Genomic DNA, 18,815 nt, shown 5'->3' with positions numbered 1-18,815 from the left:
GGTTTCCAGCAAGCTCAGTTAAGCATTAAGAATGAGGTTTGCGTGCTTCGTCAGGTGAGGGAAGCTGCAATGTTTTCCATCGGTGCGCGCAGAGTCCAGACGAGGCGTTTGGGCGCCTGTTCCAGGGTGCTCGCCCCCCCAAGGGATAGAGGGGTTACGCGCTCGAGCACAATCTTGCCAAATCCATGGGCACGCCCAAGCCTTACAGGTGGCCCGTCAGATTCAGTCCAGGTCAGATAAAAGTTTTTACCATCATCGCCGACGTGCCAATCGACTGCGATATTGCCCTGGTCAGCAGAAAACACACCATATTTGGCCGAATTCGTCGCCAATTCATGGAACGCAATCCCCAGGTACTGAACGGCATTGGGTTGCAGGACTATGAGGGGACCTGAAATCGCAACGCTGGTTTCATCGCCGAACGGCTTGATCTGCGCCAAAAGCAGATCCGCTACAGTCGCTCCGCGCCATTCGGCATGGACAAGCAGATCATGTGATCGCGCGAGAGCCATGATTCTTTCCCGCACCTGCTGCTCGAACTCGGCACTGTCTCCGGTGCGATTGCCGGTTTCCCGGATCATGGACAGAATGACGGCATATTGATTCTTGACGCGGTGGTTTACCTCGCGCATCAGCATGACGATCCGTTCTTCCTTCTCCTTTCTCTCGGTAATGTCGCGGGCAATCTTGGACGCTCCAATGATGCGCCCGGTCGAATCCTTGACTGGCGATACAGTCAGCGAAACATGAATCCGCACTCCGTCCTTGCGCACCCGAATCGTCTCATAGTGATCCAGGCGTTCACCCTTGCGAACTTTGTCGACGATGGACGCTTCTTCCCCTAATCTTTCGGGAGGAATAACAGTGGTGATCGAACGGCCAACCATCTCCTCGGCTGTGTAACCGAATACGCGTTCAGCCCCCCTGTTCCAGCTCCTGACGATGCCTGCGAGGGTTTTACTAACGATCGCATCGTCGGATGATTCCACGATCGCCGCGAGGTGTTGAGCCGACTCTTCATTGCGCTTCTGTTCTGTGAGATCAACAAGCATATTCAAGGCGCCAACAACTTCGCCGCTATTGTCCCGAAGCAAAACGGGGAATGGACGGAACGCAACGCGGGTGCCGTCGGGCCGCTCGGCTATGGCTTCCAGCCCTCGCACATCTCTGCCTTCGCGCAGGCTCGTCGCCATGGGGCACTCGTCATGCCGCATCGGCGTTCCGTCAGGCCAGTACAATTTCCATGATCCGCACCAAGCCTCTTCGCCGATCCGCGGTTCACGCCCCCAAAACTCCGCCGCCGCACGGTTGTAGAAAGAAATGATGCCGGATTTGTCTGTCGTATATAKGGGGATAGGAATTGCCATGATCAGGGAATCACGGCTGAAGCTGTCCATGCTGTGCAAAGCTGCAAGTGAAGAACTAAAGTTGCTTTGCGCAATATCCACTATTTTTCCTGCTTCAAGTAACTTCTTGCCAGTCGGATTCTCGAATCAAGGGGACCAGTCGACAACAGCATACCCCCATATTCGAAACTATCTGCAATGATTTTGGTTCCAACAGCGCCATCCAACGTATGAGGGATCAATGGGGTAGTTTTTGCGTTTCCATTCGATCCAAGTGAATGGAGGAAATCACCATGATTTATACGTTGAGATTGACCAGCCTGCTCCTGGTCGCGCTTGTCCTTGTTCCGGCAGGAGCGCACCTGTTTGCGATGGTCAACAAGTTTCATCTCGATCGCGCCGAGTATCTTGTCTCGCAGCGAGCCTATGATGGCTGGAGCCTCTTCGCCATCGTCATCGTCGGGGCGCTGGCTTCAACGCTCGCCTGTCAATCCGGCTTAACCGTTCGGGCGAACCATATTGGCTGGTGGTGACGGCATTTCTCTGCATTGCGGCAACGCAAGTGAGTTTCTGGCTGTTCACATTTCCGACGAATAAAGCAACTCACAACTCGACCGTTCTGCCGGAGGGCTGGGAAACGCTACGCTATCAATGGGAGTATTCGCATGCAGCAAGCGCAATTTTGAATTTCGTGGCGCTTTTCACCTTGCTTCTCTCCGTATTGAGAAAGGATTAGAGCCCTCAACAATACAATGGGCCAGTTTCACTTGGAAACCAGCCCACACCAACCCAATGCGCGTTCCGTCAGACGCACATAAATTTTCGAAGTTTTATCTTGATCGGGTCAAACCCCGATAGTCAAACTGCAAAGACGACGGCTGCAACTGCCAGCGCGCCAAACAAAATCATTGAGCATGTCATCCAGTTGGAGATATCTCCGTTTTCTTTCGTGTGTCGCATCGCCTGACTCCTCCTGAGCGTAGCCGGATAGGACCGGCGCGTTCTCAAAAAAATCATAAACACCCGTCGCTGATTTCAGTTCCCAGCGATCAATTCAAATTGTGGTGATCATGTGCTTGACCAAAATCATGGAAGGCTTAATCCCATCATCCCGGCCTCACTGAAAGGGATTATAGCGCTTTCAATGTAGAGCGCAATTTGCGCTATGCCTCAGTTTCATCACATTTTGATATCGAGTGAAACGAAAGCGATACCGGTAAAAGTTAGGCTGCGGTGGCCTCGACGAGCTTTGGAAAAGTCATTCGCACCATCGCTCCGCGACCGGTATGAAAGCTCGCAGGGGCATCCAGCATTTCGAGATGCCCACTATGATCTTCGATGATTTTCTTGACGATGGCGAGGCCGAGGCCGGTGCCCTTTTCGCGCGTTGTCACATAGGGCTCGAGCAGTCGATGCCGGTTGTCAGCGGGCAATCCTTTGCCATTGTCGAGCACTTCGACAATGATGGACGAACTGGTGCTGACAGCGCGAACGAGAATGAAACCTTCTTCGATCGCACCTGTCTGGAGCGCCGTCTCAATGGACTCCGAAGCGTTCTTGATAATGTTACCGAAAGCCTGGCCAAGGAGCCTGTTGTCGAAATTTCCAACGAGCGGCTCGTCGGTAAAGTCATGCTCGAACTTGATCTGGTTGTTGCTGATTTCCACGAGAAAGGATGCGTCGCGCAGCACATCGCGGATGTCCGTTGCTGCGAGTTGCGGCTTGGGCATACGAGCGAATTCAGAAAACTCATCGACCATACGACCTATATCGCCGACCTGGCGGATAATCGTTTCGGTGCATTGGTCGAAAACCTCGCGATCCTCGACAATGACCTTGCCGTAGCGGCGGCGAATGCGCTCGGCGGAGAGCTGGATTGGCGTTAGTGGATTCTTGATTTCATGGGCAATGCGGCGTGCAACGTCCGCCCAAGCGGATGAGCGGTGGGCAGCGACCAGATCGGTGATATCGTCGACCGTCACCACGTAGGAGGTGTGCTGTGTATCGGCGTCTTCCCGGGTAATCTGCACGTTGAAAGAGCGTACGATACCATTGCGGGTAATGCCTATCTGCTGGCGGCTGGACGACCTGCCGTTCTCCCGTGCCGCTTCGAATACAGCACCGATTTCCGGAAGGATATGAACGAGGTTCTTGCCGATAGCTAGTGCACCATCGATCGACAGCATATGCTCGGCTGGCCGGTTTAGACCGGCAATATCGCCTTGCGAGTTGACGCTGATAACGCCGGCTGTCACGCCGGACAGAACCGCTTCAGTAAAGCGCCTGCGCTCATCGATCTCGTCCTTTGCCGAGATCAGATCGTTATGCTGGGTTTTCAACTGCTCGACCATATTATTGAACGTATGGGATAGTGAACCGATATCGCCATCCGAAGCGCGGACAGGCACTGACACGTCAAAATTGCCGGTGGCAACGTCGCCGGCCGCGCCGATCAAAAGGCGAATGGGCCTGACCACACGATTGGCGACGGCAATGCCAGTCCAGACAGCGGTCAAAAGCAGCAACAGTGTCAGCTCAATATAGAGCAGCGCGTAGGCGATCTGCGTATTCTTCCTGTTGCTGGCCAGCGACTGATATTCGGCATTGTTGTCGGTCATGATGCGCATGTTATCCAGCGCCGAAGAATCCACGGCGCGGATCGTATAGAGATACAAATCCGGCAGCGCCTGCATCTTGATGATGGCGCCGACAAGGTTGGTGGCTTCGGGCGGTATCAGCACCGGCCTGTCGCCCGCTGCAGTTTTCAACGCCGCCAGCGGCGCTTCGGGAAGGGTATGATCGTTGAAAAGCTGGGCGCTGACGACAACCTCACCGTTGGATCTAACCAGGGATGCGCCAAGCAGATTGTTGCGGCCTGCATCATAAGTCAGCCAATTTTCGAAGGCACCTCGATCAAGACTGTACAGCATCCGCCGCTGATCGAGATCGATCGCCATCGAAAGAGTTGTGGTCAAAAGACTTTGCGCATTGTCCTCGGTGTAGGACTGCGCAGCCTTGATTGACATATCAATGATCTGATTGTTCTCAGGATTGATCCAGGAGTTTAAACGATTGTCGAGGACAATGAGTGAAAAACAGGCAACAATGATCGAAGGGATCGACGCGATCAGCGCGAAGATGATCGCTATGTTGGTATGCAGATCCCGGTGTTTTTCCTTGCTCTTGAACAGAAACAGCTTCCGGAGCGTCGCATAGGATAAATAGATCAGCACCAGAATCGAAACCGCATTGGCTGCAATAATGATTTGCGTCGTCCGTTTGGTAGGCGAGATGTCGGTAATGCCCATCATGATGACGAACGAAACAATCGTTGTCGCCAACGTCAGGAGCGTCATGATCAACGCGCCTTTCGGCAGAACCTGCGGTTTGACTACGGTCTTGCTCATTTGCTGTCGATTATCGGTCGCAGCGTTGCTTGTAAAGGAAGCTTGCGCTCCGAATGCGGTTTGAGGCACGAGGCTTTAGCAGCGTTGCTGATGTGCCACGTGCCAGTTTGAAAGGTCCAAGTTTTGACGATACGCCCAATCCTGAAATATCCGCATCCCGCACTGCGTTCATTGGCTGAAGGCGTTACAGAGTTTGGGGATGATCTCCGTTTGCTGGCAGATGACCTCCTGGAGACAATGCGGGCGGCGCCGGGAATAGGCATAACTGCTCCACATATCGGCGTTTTGAAGCGCATTGTCGTTCTTGAACCTGATCGGGGGCAACCAGCTCGCTTCTACGTCAATCCGGAAATCGAATGGTTTTCGGCTGACACCGTCAGGCACGAAGAGGGCAGTGTTTCTATGCCAGGTGTTTCGGACGAGGTCGAGCGGCCCGCTTCCATTCGGGTTCGCTATGAGGACCTTTCGGGTGTGTCTCAGACAGAAGAAGCGACCGGTCTCCTGTCCATCTGTTTGCAGCACGAAATCGATCAGCTCGATGGCATATTCTGGGTCTACCGTTTGTCGAAACTCAAACGTGACAGGTTGATCAAGCGTTATGAGAAGCTGTCGCGCAGTCAGCGGTGAATCGGATCCTTCCATAAAACACCCTCCGGCTTCTCTACCGGCTCAATATCGAGATTGACGACGACAGGCTCCTGACCGGAGCGGACAAGGACACATTCAAGCGCTTCGTCCGTACTGGCGTTGATCTCCTGATGCGGCACGTATGGCGGCACGAAGATGAAATCGCCGGGGCCGGCTTCCGCGACATATTCCAGCCTTTCGCCCCAGCGCATGCGTGCGCGGCCTTTGACCACGTAGATGATGCTTTCCAGATCTCCATGGTGATGCGCGCCAGTCTTGGCGTTGGCATGAATGACAACTGTCCCTGCCCAGATTTTTTCGGCTCCAGCCCGGGCGCGATTGACGGCAGCGGCTCGATTCATACCCGGCGTCTGTGCTGTGTTCGGATCAAGCGAATCGCCCGGAATAATTTTGACGCCATGCTCCCGCCAGTCGACTGGATGGTCATGCGCGCGCCGGTCGCCCTGTTCATGATCGTCTGACATCAATGCCTCCTGCCTCTTCGCGATGTTACCGGCAATGTAGCGAGGAGAACGCAACGACGCCAGAGATCAACCGCTGTCAGGATGTGCGTGTATCGGCGGTTGCAAACGCATAGTAAATAATTTCTACTTCTCCTGGAACATTGGCATATTGTTCTGCGAACTCAGTGCCCGAGATTGCTAGCATGCGAATTCGACAACGACACCAGTAGGATACGGATGAAATCCTACAGTAGCTGCGGGGAATACCATGATCTTGAAAAGTGTCGCCTCAATCGGGCTTGGCGTTTTGGTAGCATTGACGGCGGCAACGTCCGGCTTTGCGCAAACAGTGAAAATTGGCAGCAAGAATTTCACTGAACAGTTCGTTGTTGCTGAAATCTATGCGCAGGCGCTGGAGAAGGCCGGCATCACAGTCGAGCGCCGGCTGAACCTTGGCGCTACGCTCATCGCACATTCGGCGCTGACAAGCGGCGAAATCGATTTTTATCCGGAATATACCGGGACCGCGCTTGCTGCGGTGGTCAAGGGCGACCTGTCGGGCTCGGCCGACAAGATTTACAAGGACGTCAAGGATTATTACGAGAAGAACCTGCAATTGACGCTGCTCGAGCCAACGCAGATCAACAATGGCTATGCCATCATTGCGCTTCCCGAGACCGCCGAAAAATACAAGCTCAAGACACTGACGGATCTTGGTCCAGCTTCCAGGGAGCTCTCCTTTGGCGCCGAAGGCGGCTTTGGCGAACGCAAGGATGGTCTGCCGGGGTTGAAGCAGGTCTACGGCATAGAGTTCAAGGATTTCCGCATCTTCGCCAAGCTTGGTATCCGCTACAGCGCGCTGACGAGCAAGAACATCGATGTCTCTTATGGTTTCAGCACGGACTGGCAGATCGCCGATAGCAACCTCGTTGTTCTTGATGACGACAAGCATCTTTTCCCTCCCTATTATCTTGTGCCTGTCGTTCGCCAAGATGCCTTGGCGAAGAACCCGAAGATCGCTGAAGTGCTCAACAAGGTCAGCCCGCTTTTGACCAACGAGATCATGCGCGACCTGAATGCGGCCGTCGAACGCGACAAGAAGGAACCAAAGGAAGTCGCTGCAGAGTTCCTGAAAGAAAAAGGTATTTGATTATACTCGGCGGAACCGGAGAGTTTCGCCGATCATTTGAACGTGTATGGCGGAGATGACCACATCTCCGCTATTTCATTGCTGAAGCGACCATGCAGGCAGGACGGTACCCTTGAACTGGGCTCCCAAAAACATTCCGGAAATACTCACTGCGACTTGGCAGCATCTGGTGCTCTCGGTTTCCTCGGTACTGATCGGACTGGTGATCGCGCTAATCCTCGGGATCATCTGTGCGCGACGGCCGAAGCTGTACGCCGTCGTCCTGACGATAACCGGCATCATTTTCGTCATCCCCAGTCTGGCACTATTCGCACTCTTAATTCCCTGGCTTGGCCTTGGGACAAAGCCGGCGCTGGTTGGACTGTCGTCCTATTGCCTGCTTATTCTCCTGCGCAACGTCGTAACCGGATTGCGGGGCGTACCGGCCGATGTTCTCGATGCCGCAGATGGTATGGGCTACAATGCCTGGCAGCGGCTTGTCGGGATCGAACTTCCTCTTGCACTGCCCCTCATTGTTTCGGGCATACGCATCGCACTTGTTACCGTGATCGGCATCGCCACCGTAGCKGCCTTCATCGATGGCGGCGGGCTTGGCACGATCATTTTGATGGGGATCGATCAAAACTATACCGAGAAAATACTTGTCGGCGGCATTCTGACATCCCTGATGGCGATCTTCTTCGATGTCGTGCTCAGTCAGGCCGAGAAATATCTGGTTCGGGGGAGGGCATGACATGTTGATCACCGCCTTCACTTGGATCATCAATCATCAGCCGGAATTTTACCAGKCGCTTGGCCAGCATCTGGTCATGTCAGGCGTCTCGTTGGCCTTCGCGCTGGCCATTGGACTCCCGCTGGCGATACTGATCATCAATCGCGGCGGCCTTGCCTTCGCCGTCATCAATACGATCAATGCCCTGCGCACGATTCCCAGCCTCGCAATCCTTGCGATCATGATGCCGCTTCTTGGCATCGGATTGTGGCCGTCCATCGTGGCCCTGACCATTCTCGCTTTGCCGCCAATTCTGCTCAATGCTTTCATCGGACTGCGCGATGTCGACCCCGATGCCGTCGAAGCGGCAACGGGGATGGGCATGAGCAGGGGGCAGGTTCTGCGCAAGATACGCATTCCTCTTGCTGCCCCGGCCATGTTTGCCGGCGCACGCACCGCCGCCGTTCAGGTGCTGGCCGGTGCGACGCTTGCTCCTTTCATAGGTGGCGGCGGCCTCGGAGATTTCATCGCCGTCGGCATCAGTATGATGGATATGTCGAGGCTGCTGGTTGGCGCCATTCCCATTGCGCTGCTCGCGCTCACGATCGAGTTTACTCTCGGCGTCGCCGAAAAAGTCTTTTTTGCAGAGAGATCTACCGCATGATCAACATGGAACATGTGACCAAACGTTTTGCTGCGGATGGACCGGCTTCAGTCGACGATCTTTCGCTTGTCGTTCCGGAGGGGACGACAACAGCGCTGATCGGTCCATCAGGCTGCGGTAAGACCACGACAATGCGGATGATCAACCGCCTGATCGATCCGACGGAAGGCAAAATCATCGTCAATGGCGAGGACGTCACAGAGGTCGATCCGGTAGAGCTGCGCCGGCACATTGGCTATGTGATTCAGCAGGTCGGTCTGTTTCCGCATATGACCATTGCTCAGAACATTGCGGCGGTGCCGAAATTGCTCGGCTGGACCGAGGCGAAGATCAAAACCCGTACGGAAGAACTGCTGGATCTGGTCGGGCTTGACCCGAGCGAAATGCTGAAGCGCTACCCGCGCCAGCTCTCCGGCGGGCAGCGCCAGCGTATCGGCGTGGCACGCGCGCTTGCAGCCGATCCGCCAGTGCTGTTGATGGATGAGCCCTTTGGTGCGATCGATCCGATCGCTCGAACAAGGCTTCAGGATGAATTTCGCCAGATTCTGCAACGCGTCCGCAAGACGGTTGTGCTCGTCACCCATGATCTTGACGAGGCCATCCGGCTTGGAGATCGCATCGCCATCATGAAAAGCGGCAAGATCATCCAGTACGATACGCCGGATGCAGTGCTCTCTCACCCCGCCGACGCTTTTGTGGAAAATTTCGTCGGGATAGACCGCGCGATCAAGCGGCTCAGCCTGTTCACTGTGAACGACGCGATGAACGCCGCCGCGCCGCGTACGGGTGCGAGTACGGTCGCGCCGACCAGTAGTCTGCGCGATGCGCTGGCGTTGATGGTTGCCGCCAATAGCGACGTTCTTGCCGTTGTCGACGAGAGCGGCGCAGTGAAGGGACAATTGACAAGGGACGCTATTTTTGCGGTCTGACGGCCGGTACGAAAGCGAGGGTAACCCAGCAATGCACATCGGAATATCGATCACGCCGTTTGGCCATCATCCCGCCGCCTGGCGTGAGAAGTCGGAAGATGCGATTCATTTCAACGCTTTGGCAGCGCAGGTGAAGAAAGCAGAAGAAGGCGGGTTGGACTTCGCATTCTTTGCCGATCGGCTTGGTCAGCGGCCCCTGAACGATCTGTCGCCGCAGGCCGTGCCTTTCGAACCGACGACGCTGGTTGCGGCGCTTGCCACTGTCGTCCGCCGGATCGGGCTGATCGCAACCGCTGCAACGACCCAGCACGAACCTTACAACCTCGCGCGCCGCTTTGCCTCGCTCGATACTATCAGCAAGGGCAGGGCTGGGTGGAATGTCGTCGTTCCGCCGGACGCAACCGCGCGCGATCAGGAATATCTCGATGTGGTCAACGGACTTTGGGACAGCTGGGAGGATGACGCCTTTGTTTATGACAAGGCCTCAGGCCGTTTTTTCCTGCCGGAGAAAATGCACCTTCTCGATCACAAAGGTGAGTATTTCACCGTGCGTGGTCCGCTCAACGTCAATCGTTCGCCGCAAGGCAAGCCTGTTGTTTCGCACGTGCTAACGGCTGATACCGCCGGGATTGCCGCACGCTCGGCTGAACTTGTTTTCATTGATCCGGCGTCGGTGGACGAGGCGAGGACGCTTGTCTCCGATTTCACGCAGCGGCTCGAACGTCATGGTCGTCGCAAACGGTCCGAGGTGAGGATCCTTGCAAATGTCATTCCGTTCATCGGCGCTACCAAATCTGACGCACAGCAACTCCATGACAAGCTCGAGGCGTTGTCGCCCGATGGAGAAAGGCTTTGTGGGTTTGAGGTCATAGGCACGCCTTTCGATATTGCGGATGCGTTGCAAGCGTGGTCGGGCATTGTCGACGGTTTCACCGTTCTTCCTCCGGTGGCGCCCGAAGGTGTCGACGCCTTTGTTGATCACGTTGTACCGGAACTTCGAAAGCGCGGCCTGTTCCGCAATTCCTATGAGGGCAGCACACTGCGCGAGCATCTTGGAATGCACCGTCCGCGCTATCCGGCCAGCAAAGCAGCGGAGCAAGCATTATGAGCAAAGCACATATGAAGCTTGGTGCCTTTCTTATGGCAGGCGGCCATCATATTGCGGCCTGGCGGCATCCGGACGCGGTTGCCGAAGCCGGTGTGGATGTCGATCACTTCATAGCTCTGACGCGCCTTGCAGAAGCTGCCAAATTCGACATGGTTTTCTTTGAGGATGCGGCCGCGATCCGCGAGCGCAACATCAACACCGCGAGCCAGGCTGCGCGTTCGACCATGTTCGAGCCGCTGAGCCTGCTTTCGGCGCTGGCGGTCAATACGTCTCATATCGGCCTGGTCGCTACGGCCTCCACGACCTACAACGAACCCTATGGCCTTGCACGCACACTGGCCTCCATCGATCAATTGAGCGGTGGTCGGGCTGGTTGGAACCTCGTCACGTCCGCGAGCGAACTCGAGGCAGAGAATTTTGTTTCAAGCGGTTTGCGGCCCCATGCGCAGCGCTATGAGCGCGCCGAGGAATTCGAACAAGCGGCAAGGGCGGTCTGGGACAGCGTCGATACCGGCGCTTATGTCGTCGACGGAAAAAGCTATACTGACCGATCCAAACTACATCCCGTCAATCATCACGGCACACATTTCACTGTCAGCGGACTTCTCGACAGCCCGCGTTCGCCGCAGGGCCGTTCGTTGATGGTACAGGCTGGTGCTTCGGATGCGGGCAAAAACCTCGCAGCGCGTACAGCGGATGTGGTGTTCGTCGCAGCACAGACCTTGCAGGAAGCGCAGACCTATTACGCTGATTTGAAATCGCGCATGCCGGCTTTCGGACGCGATCCGGACGATCTGAAGATCCTGCCAGGTGTATCGCCAATCGTCGGCCGAACCGAAAGCGAAGCGCGGGCGAAATATGATGCCTTGCAGGAACTCATTCCCGACGAGGTCGGCGTGGCATTGCTCGCGAGCTATCTCAGTATCAAGGACTTGTCGCAGTACCCGCTGGAAGGACCATTGCCCGAAATGCCAGCGACCGATGGCATTCAAAGCAGGCAGCAGTTGATCATCGATCTTGCGAGGCGTGAGAATCTGTCAATCCGGCAAGTGGCTCGCAATTTCGCCGGCGCGCGCGGTCATTGGCAATTGATCGGCACACCGGCACAGATCGTCGATGAACTGGAGGAGCGGTTCCATGGCAAAGCGGCGGATGGCTTCAACGTGATGGGTGCCTATTTTCCGGGGGCACTTCAGGATTTCATCGACCTGGTTGTTCCTGAATTGCGTCGCCGTGGCCTCTTTCGCAATGAGTATGAAGGGCGCACATTGCGCGAAAATCTCGGAATCACAATCCCAGCACATGCAGCATGAGCAAAGACATGAAACCCATTTACATCGACTATCTGAATGCGCTCGACATCGACGCGCTGGCGCTGACGGATGCTGAAATTCTCGGTGCAATCGAAACCTCGCTTGCCGCCCAAGGCAATGGCGAGACCGTCATAGAGCCGCGAGTGCATCTTGAACCGGATGCAACTTTCAATGGCCATTTCAACGTGTTGCGGGGATATGTTGCGCCTTTGAATCTGGCGGGTGTGAAGATCGTCGGGGACTTTGTCGATAATTACAAGCTGAACTTTCCGTCAGAATTCGGTGTGCTCAACCTGTTCGATCCACGTACCGGTGTGCCTCGGGCTATCCTTGATGCAACGGTCATCACCGATATACGCACCGGCGCGGTCACAGCACTTGGAGCAAAATATCTCGCGCGCAAGCATTCGAAAATCCTCGGCCATATCGGAGCGCGGGGCACGGCCTATTGGAACGTGAGGCTCCTCGATCATCTCTACAATTTCGATGAGATTCGCGTGCATTCGCGTCGCCCCGAGAGCCGCAACGCCTTTGCCGAGAAGCTCTCCCATGATCTTGGCAAGCGGATCGTCGTCACCGATGATTGGCGCTCCTGTGTTGAAGGCGCCGACATCGTCGTTGAAGCGTCACGCCTGCCGGAGCCGCAGCCGATGTTGAAAACGGAATGGATCAAGCCCGGCGCGTTCGTCGTGCCTTACGGAACGATGAGCGCTGTGGAGCTGTCGTTGACCGACATTATGGACAAACTTGTCGTCGATGATTGGGGCCAATGCAAGGGTGGAAAATTTGGATCCCTGCGCGCACATGTGGAGGCGGGCAAGCTATCGGAACAGACTTTGCATGCGGAGCTCGGCCAGATCATTGCCGGACACAAGTCCGGACGTGAGAATGAAAATGAGACAATCCTGTTCTGGCATCGAGGCTTGTCGCTAAGTGATATCGCGCTTGGTTACGCCATGCTGGAGAAAGCCAAAGCCTCCAATATCGGCCAGCGGCTGCGCTTTGCATGAGCCCTGTCGTCTTCAGTGGAGCGACCACCACAATCGCTGATATCGCAGCGATCGCCCGCGGGAATGCGGCGGTCGAAGTTAAGCCCGCCGTGTACGACAGGCTGGAAAAGGCGCGGGCGATCCTCGACAGAGCTGCAGCATCTGGACAGCAAATCTACGGTCTGAATACTGGGCTCGGCGCTAATTTGAAAACATCGGTGACCGAGGATATCAGCGCATTCCAACAGCAATTGGTGCGTGGGCGCGGCATGGGTGTTGGCCCGTCCCTGGAGCGCGATGTTACCCGCGCGGTCATGGCCACGCGGCTTTCAATGCTAGCTGTCGGGGGATCCGGAATTTCTCTGTCAGTTTTCAATGATTTGCTGGAGTTGCTCAATAAACAGATTCATCCCGTTATCCCATCCATTGGCTCCATAGGAGCTGGTGATCTCGTGCTGCTGGCTGCTATGGCGTCGACTCTGATCGGCGAAGGTTCTGCAGAATATCAAGGTAAGGTCTACCCATCTGCTCAAGCTTTGAAAAAGGCGAGTCTTGCGCCGTCGAGGCTCGGCCCGAAGGACGGTTTGTCTCTGCTCAACGCCTCGGCGGTTTCGGTCGGACGGGGTGCGCTGGTTGCGACAGACGCTGCTGTGCTTCTGGGTTTTCAGCGTCGGGCGGTTGCCCTGAGCTTCGAGGCCTTGGGCGGCAATCCACACATTCTGACACCTGCGATCCAGATTGCGCGTCCCGCTGCGGGTCAGGTGGAAGAGGCGGAAAAGCTTTTGGCATTGCTTGAAGACTCGTCATTGCTGGAAGCAAGGACAGCGATTCAGGATCCACTCAGCCTGCGTTGCGTAGCTCCTATTCAAGGAGCACTTGCCCATGCCTTGAGGGCCGCGACAGACGCGATCGAACTCGAGCTCAATTCGGCCGCGGATAATCCGCTGGTGATCATTGATGAAGAGCGAGTACTTTCGACGGGAAATTTCCACACGCCGTCGCTGGCGCTGGCTTTCGAAACACTTGGGCTCGCCATCGCACAAGCGGCGCTGGCCAGTGCTGCCCGCTTCATACAAATCACGGGCTCTGGGCGTCATGGCCTGCCGCGGTATCTGAGCCCAGTCGGCGGAGCGTCGGCCGGTTTTGTACCTTTGCAGAAGACAGTAGCCGCGATCGTTGGTGCCATCCGCCACAAGGCCAATCCAGTCTTGCTCGATTTCCTTGCTGTTTCCGAAGGAGTCGAGGACCACGCGACGCAGACGCCGCTCGTGGTGGCAAAATGTGCGGATATTGTCGATTTGTGGCGACAGCTCGTTGCCTGCGAGATGCTGGCCGCGGCGCAGGCCATAGATCTGAGGCCGGAAATCCGCTGTGGCAGGGGAACGAGACAAAGTTATGATCTCGTTCGGGCAGTTTCGCCCAAGCTGGAAGCGGATAGGGCTCTCGGAGAGGATGTTTTGGCATTGGTGGACAGCTTGCGCCAATGATTGAAACGCGGCCTTCAAACGATCGGTCCCCGTGTCGCCGGATAGGCAACGGTTTGGACACCTTTGCACGCTAGAATGGTGAACGAGTTGTATATTCGTTACCGATAAGTTTCATGATCTGCTCGTCGTCTGCCGCCAAGTTTCCGCAACACTATCGAAACGCTAAACTCTTGATGTCAGTCTAAGAACAGAACATTTGACTTATTTCCGCGAATAACATCGACTAAAGTAGGGTGCTGTAAAAGCAGCGTTTCTTGAAAAGCTGGATAGTCATGACGGTCGTGCGGAATCTTTTGTGGGCGCCAACAATAGGCTTATCCTGGCTGTGGGGATTGGGTTTCTTTTATTCCATCCACGTCACTCTGACCTATGGTTGGCTGGGGTTTTTTGGTTTTGCCATAGCCAATGTCGCCGGGCTCTGGCTGTTTGGATTTATTCTCGGGCGCACGAAGCGCCCGCCCGATCAGATCATCAAAGATATTGAAGGCCGCTACGCCGGCGTGTTTCTGCTGTTTCAGATGGCCGCGCTGGTTGTGACGATCTTCGGGTTCGTCGCGTATCTCTGGCAGCCGATCGTGGGCGAAGGCTCAGCGCTCGGCGTTGCGCTGTTGTTGTTGTTTGCATGTGCTATCGGTCATGCGCTGTCGCTGCAGCAACTCAAACTATTGCATATCGTCTATACGATCGTCGGGGTGGCTGCGGGCATTGTCCTGCTCATCGGACTGCGGCAGACATCAGACTATCCAGGTGTGCCACTAGAAAAGTTCGATAGCCGCTTCTATGGTTTGATTATGCCAACGCTGATCGGGTTTCTGCTTGGCCCATGGCTCGATATTCAGCATTGGCAGCGGGCGGTTACCATCAAACGCGAAGGCGGCGATGTTGGCATGGCCTACGGTGTCGGCGCGCTGATGTTCTTTGGCTTTTTGTTCCTCAATGCGCTTACCGCTTCGGCAGTCGGCCCGATAGGCAGCATTCTGTCCATCGATGGCCTTCCAAGCGCCCAGGGATCAGTCTCGGCAGCTACGGTTCTTGCTGCGGAAAATGGCCAGCCATATCTGGCGGTTGCCTTTGTCATCTGGACGGTCATTGCTCTGGCTTCAACCGTGGACAGCTTTTATTGCGCAACATCGTGGTTCCTGAAGGGCAAAAATCTACGCAGCAACAGTCCCTTGCTTGCTCTCATCCCGGACGGTGTCGCTTCATCGCCACTTTGGCTGTTGTTTGGCGCTGCCTGGATTGCCTTCACGGCGGTGCCCGCGAATTTTTCGCTGATGTATTTCATGATGCCGTTCGCAACCCTGTTCGTCAGTGCCTCGGCGAACCTGGTATGCGAGGCGCTCGGTGCGAAGCCAAAGTTCGATCCGGTGCTCAGCTTTATGATCGGTTGCGGTTCGTCGCTGATATTCATCATCGGCTACATCCAGCCGGTGCCAGGATTCCTGCTCATCTCTCCGTTCATCGGTTTGATAGGCGCTTTGCCTGTCATCATCGAACTGTTCGGACCGGCCTCGAAGGCCATTCCCGTTGAGATAGTCGATCAACCTATCCGGATGATGTCGCCCATACCGCTTGCCAACGTCGCGGGAGGCGACGACGTTTCGCCGTCGCATGGATTCGACGGTGAGTGGTTCGTCATGCAGCTTGTTCCCACTTATGATGATACGAATTCCGTCGGAAACGTCTATTTCGCCAACTACGTGCGTTGGGTCGGCAAAGCACGCGAATTGTTCTTCAACGTCTGCATGCCCGATTTCGACTTGGCAACGACGCGGTTCTATATTCTCACGCGCTCATTCACCCATGATTACCGTCGCGAGTCGAAAGAATTCGAGCAGATTACGGTGCGCATCAAGATTGCACGCCACAATCGGAAGTTCGTGACGCTGCAGCATGAGATCCACAGCGCCGCGCAAGGATTGCTGGGGCATGGCGAGCAGTCACTGATGTTCGTCGACCGCGACCACTACAATCCACTGGATATTCCAGGGGAAGTGATCAAAGGGTTCCTGCCATATTGGCCGAAGGATTCGCGTTTGTCCGCGAACTACCGGCCAGTAAATATTCAGGATGCTGCCAAGCGGCAGGCGTGATCTCAGCGAACCGTTAGAGCCTTACGTGCCTGAACAGAGAACTGCTTCTATTCAGTATGAACGGCTCTAGCTGGCAACCTGGTATCGGTCACGATCGAAGGCGAGCAGCTCGAAAGTCTTCTCGACGGGCTCTGCCGGGCTGAACAGGAAGCCCTGTACCTGATCACAGCCCTCCTTCTGCAGGCAGGCAAGTTGCTCACGGGTCTCGACGCCTTCGGCAGTGATCTTCATGCCCATGCTGGCCCCAAGGCCCATCACTGCACGAATGATTGCAAGGCTGCCCCGGTTGTGCGGAAGGTCGCGCACGAAGGACTGGTCGATCTTGATCTTGTCGAACGGCATCTTGCGCAAATAGCTCAAGCTGGAATAGCCGGTGCCAAAATCGTCCAGCGCGATGCTGACTCCCATGGCGCGGAACTGGCGCAACAATGAAATCGCGGCGACATTCGCCTCGAGGAAGACGGATTCAGTGATCTCCAGCTCCAGCCGATTTGGCTTGAGCTTGTTCTTGGTCAAGGCATCGCGAACGATGGACGCCAGGTCGGAGTGCCGGAACTGGATCGCCGAGATATTGATTGCAACGTGGATTTCCTGCGGCCACGACACGGCGATACGGCACGCTTCCTGGATGATCCACTCGCCGAGCGGAATGATATTACCCGTTTCTTCCGCAATCGGGATGAAGATAGTCGGTGAGATGAAGCCGTGCACCGGATGCTTCCAGCGCAGCAGCGTCTCGAACCCTACCGTCTTGAGTGTCTGCGCCGAAATGATGGGCTGGAAATGGAGGATGAACTCGTCCCGTGCCAGAGCGCCACGCAAGTCCATGGCAAGCGCACGTTTGGCTTCGATACGCGCATCCATTTCCACCTCGTAGAAACGGAAACTGTTGCGGCCCTCGTTCTTGGTCCGGTAGAGAGCCAGGTCGGCGCAGCGCATGATGTCGTTGACACTGTCGGTCGGCGCAATTGCAATGCCGACGCTGATGTGAATGTTGATCTGGATACCGTCAATCCAGAAGGGTTGTGCGATGCTTTGAACGAGCTGCTCGGCGAGTTCGGTGGCAGCAGTCTGGTCGGCGCCACGGGCCAGGATGGCGAATTCATCGCCGGAAAGGCGGGCAACGACATAGGTTGCGGGGGCTGCGCCACGCAGGCGGTCCGCCACCTGTTTGAGCAACTGGTCGCCGATGCCGTGACCAAAACTGTCATTGACCGTCTTGAATTCATCAAGATCGATGCAGAACACAGCAAAACTGCGCAGCCCTTTCTCAAGGTCCTTGGTGGCTTGCGAGAGCTGGTCGGTAAACAGCGTACGGTTTGGCAGATCGGTCAGCACATCGTAGCGGGCAAGATAGGACAGTTGATCGTCCGACTGCTTTGCAGCGGTCACATCGGAGCCAACGCCGCGGTATCCGACAAACTGGCCCGCGTTATCGAAAATCGCCTTGCCGGTGAGTGACCACCAACGGGTCTCCCCCTTGATGTTGATGGGTAGGATATGATTGCGGAATGTCGTGCGGTTCTCGATGGCCTGCCAGATCGAACCAACCTTGACTGCCTCTTCGGCATGGGACTGATCGATCTTGAACAATTGGGCAAAAGGCATGCCTTGCAGCTCTTTGGTCGTTTTTGCGGCAATCTGCGCCAGACGCGGCGATGTGTGCTGGAGCTTCAGGTCGGCGTCGGTTTCCCAAATCCAGTCGCTGGCGTTTTCTTCGAAGTCATACAGCAACAGGCTGATAACTTCCTTCTGCTGTTCGACCTTGATCTGGTCCAGCGTGCGCATAACGATAAGATTGCTCATGTGGACAATGGTGAACAGAATGAAGAGCGCATAGAAGGCGAGCAGGATCGCGATGAACAGAAAGAAATCTTCGCCAGTCGACGCAAGCGCAAAGAACGAACCGGTGATGATTGTGCCTGAATAGGCGATCGCAGCAAGAGGTACCACTGCCACGCCAATGCCGGTTGCCATGAGACCTGCTGCTGTGCATGCGATCAAAAGCCGGTGGTAGGGATCGGCATCGAGAAACAGCATCAGCGGAATGCTGGCAAGGCAGATGCCGTAGAGCGCGGATATGATGATCAGGTATTTGATCGCATCAAAGCCAAGCTCCTTGACCTTGGGCACTGTGTACCATTGCCAGCAGGCGAAAAGTGAGCCCGCAGTCATGAGCGCGACCATTATCGACACACCGGCGAGATAGGGGCGGGGGCCGAGATCCCAGAAAACGAACGCGACGACAAACACAACGCACATTGCCACCAGAACCGTAAAAGGCGCCAGCCTCAGTGCAACGTCCATTTGCTCCGCATAGACACGACGCTTTACTGCCGGGTTGATAGCACCCCGCATACCGAACATCGATCGGATAGCGTCAAAAGTATGGAAATTGGACAATTGCACGCACAGACCTCAGGCAGGTGAGTTCATCTTTGACCCATGTTAGTTTTTTTACGTTCGGCATTGGTTAATATACTTAGCATTTTTTCTATTAGTTACCAATGTCTTTATGTCCTAGCG

General features: G+C 55.5%; 15 protein-coding genes. 11 read left to right on the top strand and 4 right to left on the bottom strand.

The genetic code is table 11. From position 1 onward, the window contains the following. Window positions 1-50: 50 nt before the first annotated feature. Window positions 51-1,367 carry a PAS domain S-box protein gene (locus ACXJ5O_RS04875; protein WP_457298914.1) on the bottom strand — a complete coding sequence of 439 codons (1,317 nt, stop codon included), beginning with the start codon at window positions 1,365-1,367 and terminating at the stop codon, window positions 51-53. A 272-nt stretch (window positions 1,368-1,639) separates the two neighbouring features. On the opposite strand from ACXJ5O_RS04875, the gene ACXJ5O_RS04870 reads away from it, so the two are divergent. Next, the gene (locus ACXJ5O_RS04870; protein WP_457298913.1) at window positions 1,640-1,879 is read left to right on the top strand and encodes a hypothetical protein; all 240 of its coding nucleotides are present in this window, start codon (window positions 1,640-1,642) and stop codon (window positions 1,877-1,879) included. Window positions 1,880-2,569: 690 nt separating this feature from the next. On the opposite strand, the gene ACXJ5O_RS04865 is transcribed toward ACXJ5O_RS04870, so the two are convergent. Next, window positions 2,570-4,753 carry an ATP-binding protein gene (locus ACXJ5O_RS04865; protein WP_457298912.1) on the bottom strand — a complete coding sequence of 728 codons (2,184 nt, stop codon included), beginning with the start codon at window positions 4,751-4,753 and terminating at the stop codon, window positions 2,570-2,572. 123 nt (window positions 4,754-4,876) lie between these two features. On the opposite strand from ACXJ5O_RS04865, the gene ACXJ5O_RS04860 reads away from it, so the two are divergent. Beyond that, window positions 4,877-5,380 carry a peptide deformylase gene (locus tag ACXJ5O_RS04860; protein ID WP_457298911.1) on the top strand — a complete coding sequence of 168 codons (504 nt, stop codon included), beginning with the start codon at window positions 4,877-4,879 and terminating at the stop codon, window positions 5,378-5,380. Here ACXJ5O_RS04860 and ACXJ5O_RS04855 read toward each other — a convergent pair. Continuing rightward, entirely contained in the window at window positions 5,371-5,865 is a 495-nt protein-coding gene (locus ACXJ5O_RS04855) for a cupin domain-containing protein (protein WP_457298910.1), read from the bottom strand. The genes ACXJ5O_RS04860 and ACXJ5O_RS04855 overlap by 10 nt on opposite strands. A gap of 247 nt (window positions 5,866-6,112) precedes the next feature. Here ACXJ5O_RS04855 and ACXJ5O_RS04850 point away from each other — a divergent pair, with 247 nt between their 5' ends. From ACXJ5O_RS04850 to ACXJ5O_RS04810, 9 genes are all read left to right on the top strand, one after another. Beyond that, window positions 6,113-6,994: a glycine betaine ABC transporter substrate-binding protein gene (locus tag ACXJ5O_RS04850; protein WP_457298909.1), complete on the top strand. Its 882-nt coding sequence runs from the start codon at window positions 6,113-6,115 to the stop codon at window positions 6,992-6,994. 112 nt (window positions 6,995-7,106) lie between these two features. Beyond that, window positions 7,107-7,727, top strand: a complete 621-nt coding sequence (locus ACXJ5O_RS04845; RefSeq protein WP_112531762.1) for an ABC transporter permease — start codon at window positions 7,107-7,109, stop codon at window positions 7,725-7,727. 1 nt (window position 7,728) lies between these two features. After that, window positions 7,729-8,370 carry an ABC transporter permease gene (locus tag ACXJ5O_RS04840; RefSeq protein WP_457298908.1) on the top strand — a complete coding sequence of 214 codons (642 nt, stop codon included), beginning with the start codon at window positions 7,729-7,731 and terminating at the stop codon, window positions 8,368-8,370. Beyond that, complete coding sequence (locus ACXJ5O_RS04835; protein WP_457298907.1) at window positions 8,367-9,299, top strand: ABC transporter ATP-binding protein; 933 nt, start codon at window positions 8,367-8,369, stop codon at window positions 9,297-9,299. The genes ACXJ5O_RS04840 and ACXJ5O_RS04835 overlap by 4 nt, the downstream gene beginning before the upstream one ends. Before the next feature lie 31 nt (window positions 9,300-9,330). Then, window positions 9,331-10,407 carry an LLM class flavin-dependent oxidoreductase gene (locus ACXJ5O_RS04830; protein ID WP_457298906.1) on the top strand — a complete coding sequence of 359 codons (1,077 nt, stop codon included), beginning with the start codon at window positions 9,331-9,333 and terminating at the stop codon, window positions 10,405-10,407. After that, window positions 10,404-11,720 carry an LLM class flavin-dependent oxidoreductase gene (locus ACXJ5O_RS04825; RefSeq protein ID WP_457298905.1) on the top strand — a complete coding sequence of 439 codons (1,317 nt, stop codon included), beginning with the start codon at window positions 10,404-10,406 and terminating at the stop codon, window positions 11,718-11,720. Before ACXJ5O_RS04830 ends, ACXJ5O_RS04825 begins: the two co-directional genes overlap by 4 nt. Before the next feature lie 8 nt (window positions 11,721-11,728). Then, on the top strand, window positions 11,729-12,730 hold the full coding sequence (locus tag ACXJ5O_RS04820; protein WP_457298904.1) for an ornithine cyclodeaminase family protein: 1,002 nt from the start codon (window positions 11,729-11,731) through the stop codon (window positions 12,728-12,730). After that, window positions 12,727-14,196 (top strand): HAL/PAL/TAL family ammonia-lyase, encoded by a 1,470-nt coding sequence (locus ACXJ5O_RS04815; RefSeq protein WP_457298903.1) that lies wholly within the window; start codon window positions 12,727-12,729, stop codon window positions 14,194-14,196. Before ACXJ5O_RS04820 ends, ACXJ5O_RS04815 begins: the two co-directional genes overlap by 4 nt. A 254-nt stretch (window positions 14,197-14,450) precedes the next feature. Then, the gene (locus tag ACXJ5O_RS04810; protein WP_457298902.1) at window positions 14,451-16,289 is read left to right on the top strand and encodes an acyl-CoA thioesterase; all 1,839 of its coding nucleotides are present in this window, start codon (window positions 14,451-14,453) and stop codon (window positions 16,287-16,289) included. A 66-nt stretch (window positions 16,290-16,355) separates the two neighbouring features. Here ACXJ5O_RS04810 and ACXJ5O_RS04805 read toward each other — a convergent pair whose 3' ends face one another. After that, entirely contained in the window at window positions 16,356-18,647 is a 2,292-nt protein-coding gene (locus ACXJ5O_RS04805; RefSeq protein ID WP_245426512.1) for a putative bifunctional diguanylate cyclase/phosphodiesterase, read from the bottom strand. Between the last annotated feature and the right edge of the window lie 168 nt (window positions 18,648-18,815).

The organism is Phyllobacterium sp. P5_D12, assembly GCF_054049495.1.
This window is presented reverse-complemented; position numbering and strand designations above follow the sequence as displayed.

Coding starts and splice junctions, on each gene's coding strand:
- ACXJ5O_RS04870 (WP_457298913.1), top strand. CDS start 1,640: ATGATTTATACGTTGAGATTGACCAGCCTGCTCCTGGTCGCGCTTGTC.
- ACXJ5O_RS04865 (WP_457298912.1), bottom strand. CDS start 4,753: ATGAGCAAGACCGTAGTCAAACCGCAGGTTCTGCCGAAAGGCGCGTTG.
- ACXJ5O_RS04855 (WP_457298910.1), bottom strand. CDS start 5,865: ATGTCAGACGATCATGAACAGGGCGACCGGCGCGCGCATGACCATCCA.
- ACXJ5O_RS04850 (WP_457298909.1), top strand. CDS start 6,113: ATGATCTTGAAAAGTGTCGCCTCAATCGGGCTTGGCGTTTTGGTAGCA.
- ACXJ5O_RS04835 (WP_457298907.1), top strand. CDS start 8,367: ATGATCAACATGGAACATGTGACCAAACGTTTTGCTGCGGATGGACCG.
- ACXJ5O_RS04830 (WP_457298906.1), top strand. CDS start 9,331: ATGCACATCGGAATATCGATCACGCCGTTTGGCCATCATCCCGCCGCC.
- ACXJ5O_RS04825 (WP_457298905.1), top strand. CDS start 10,404: ATGAGCAAAGCACATATGAAGCTTGGTGCCTTTCTTATGGCAGGCGGC.
- ACXJ5O_RS04820 (WP_457298904.1), top strand. CDS start 11,729: ATGAAACCCATTTACATCGACTATCTGAATGCGCTCGACATCGACGCG.
- ACXJ5O_RS04815 (WP_457298903.1), top strand. CDS start 12,727: ATGAGCCCTGTCGTCTTCAGTGGAGCGACCACCACAATCGCTGATATC.
- ACXJ5O_RS04805 (WP_245426512.1), bottom strand. CDS start 18,647: ATGCGGGGTGCTATCAACCCGGCAGTAAAGCGTCGTGTCTATGCGGAG.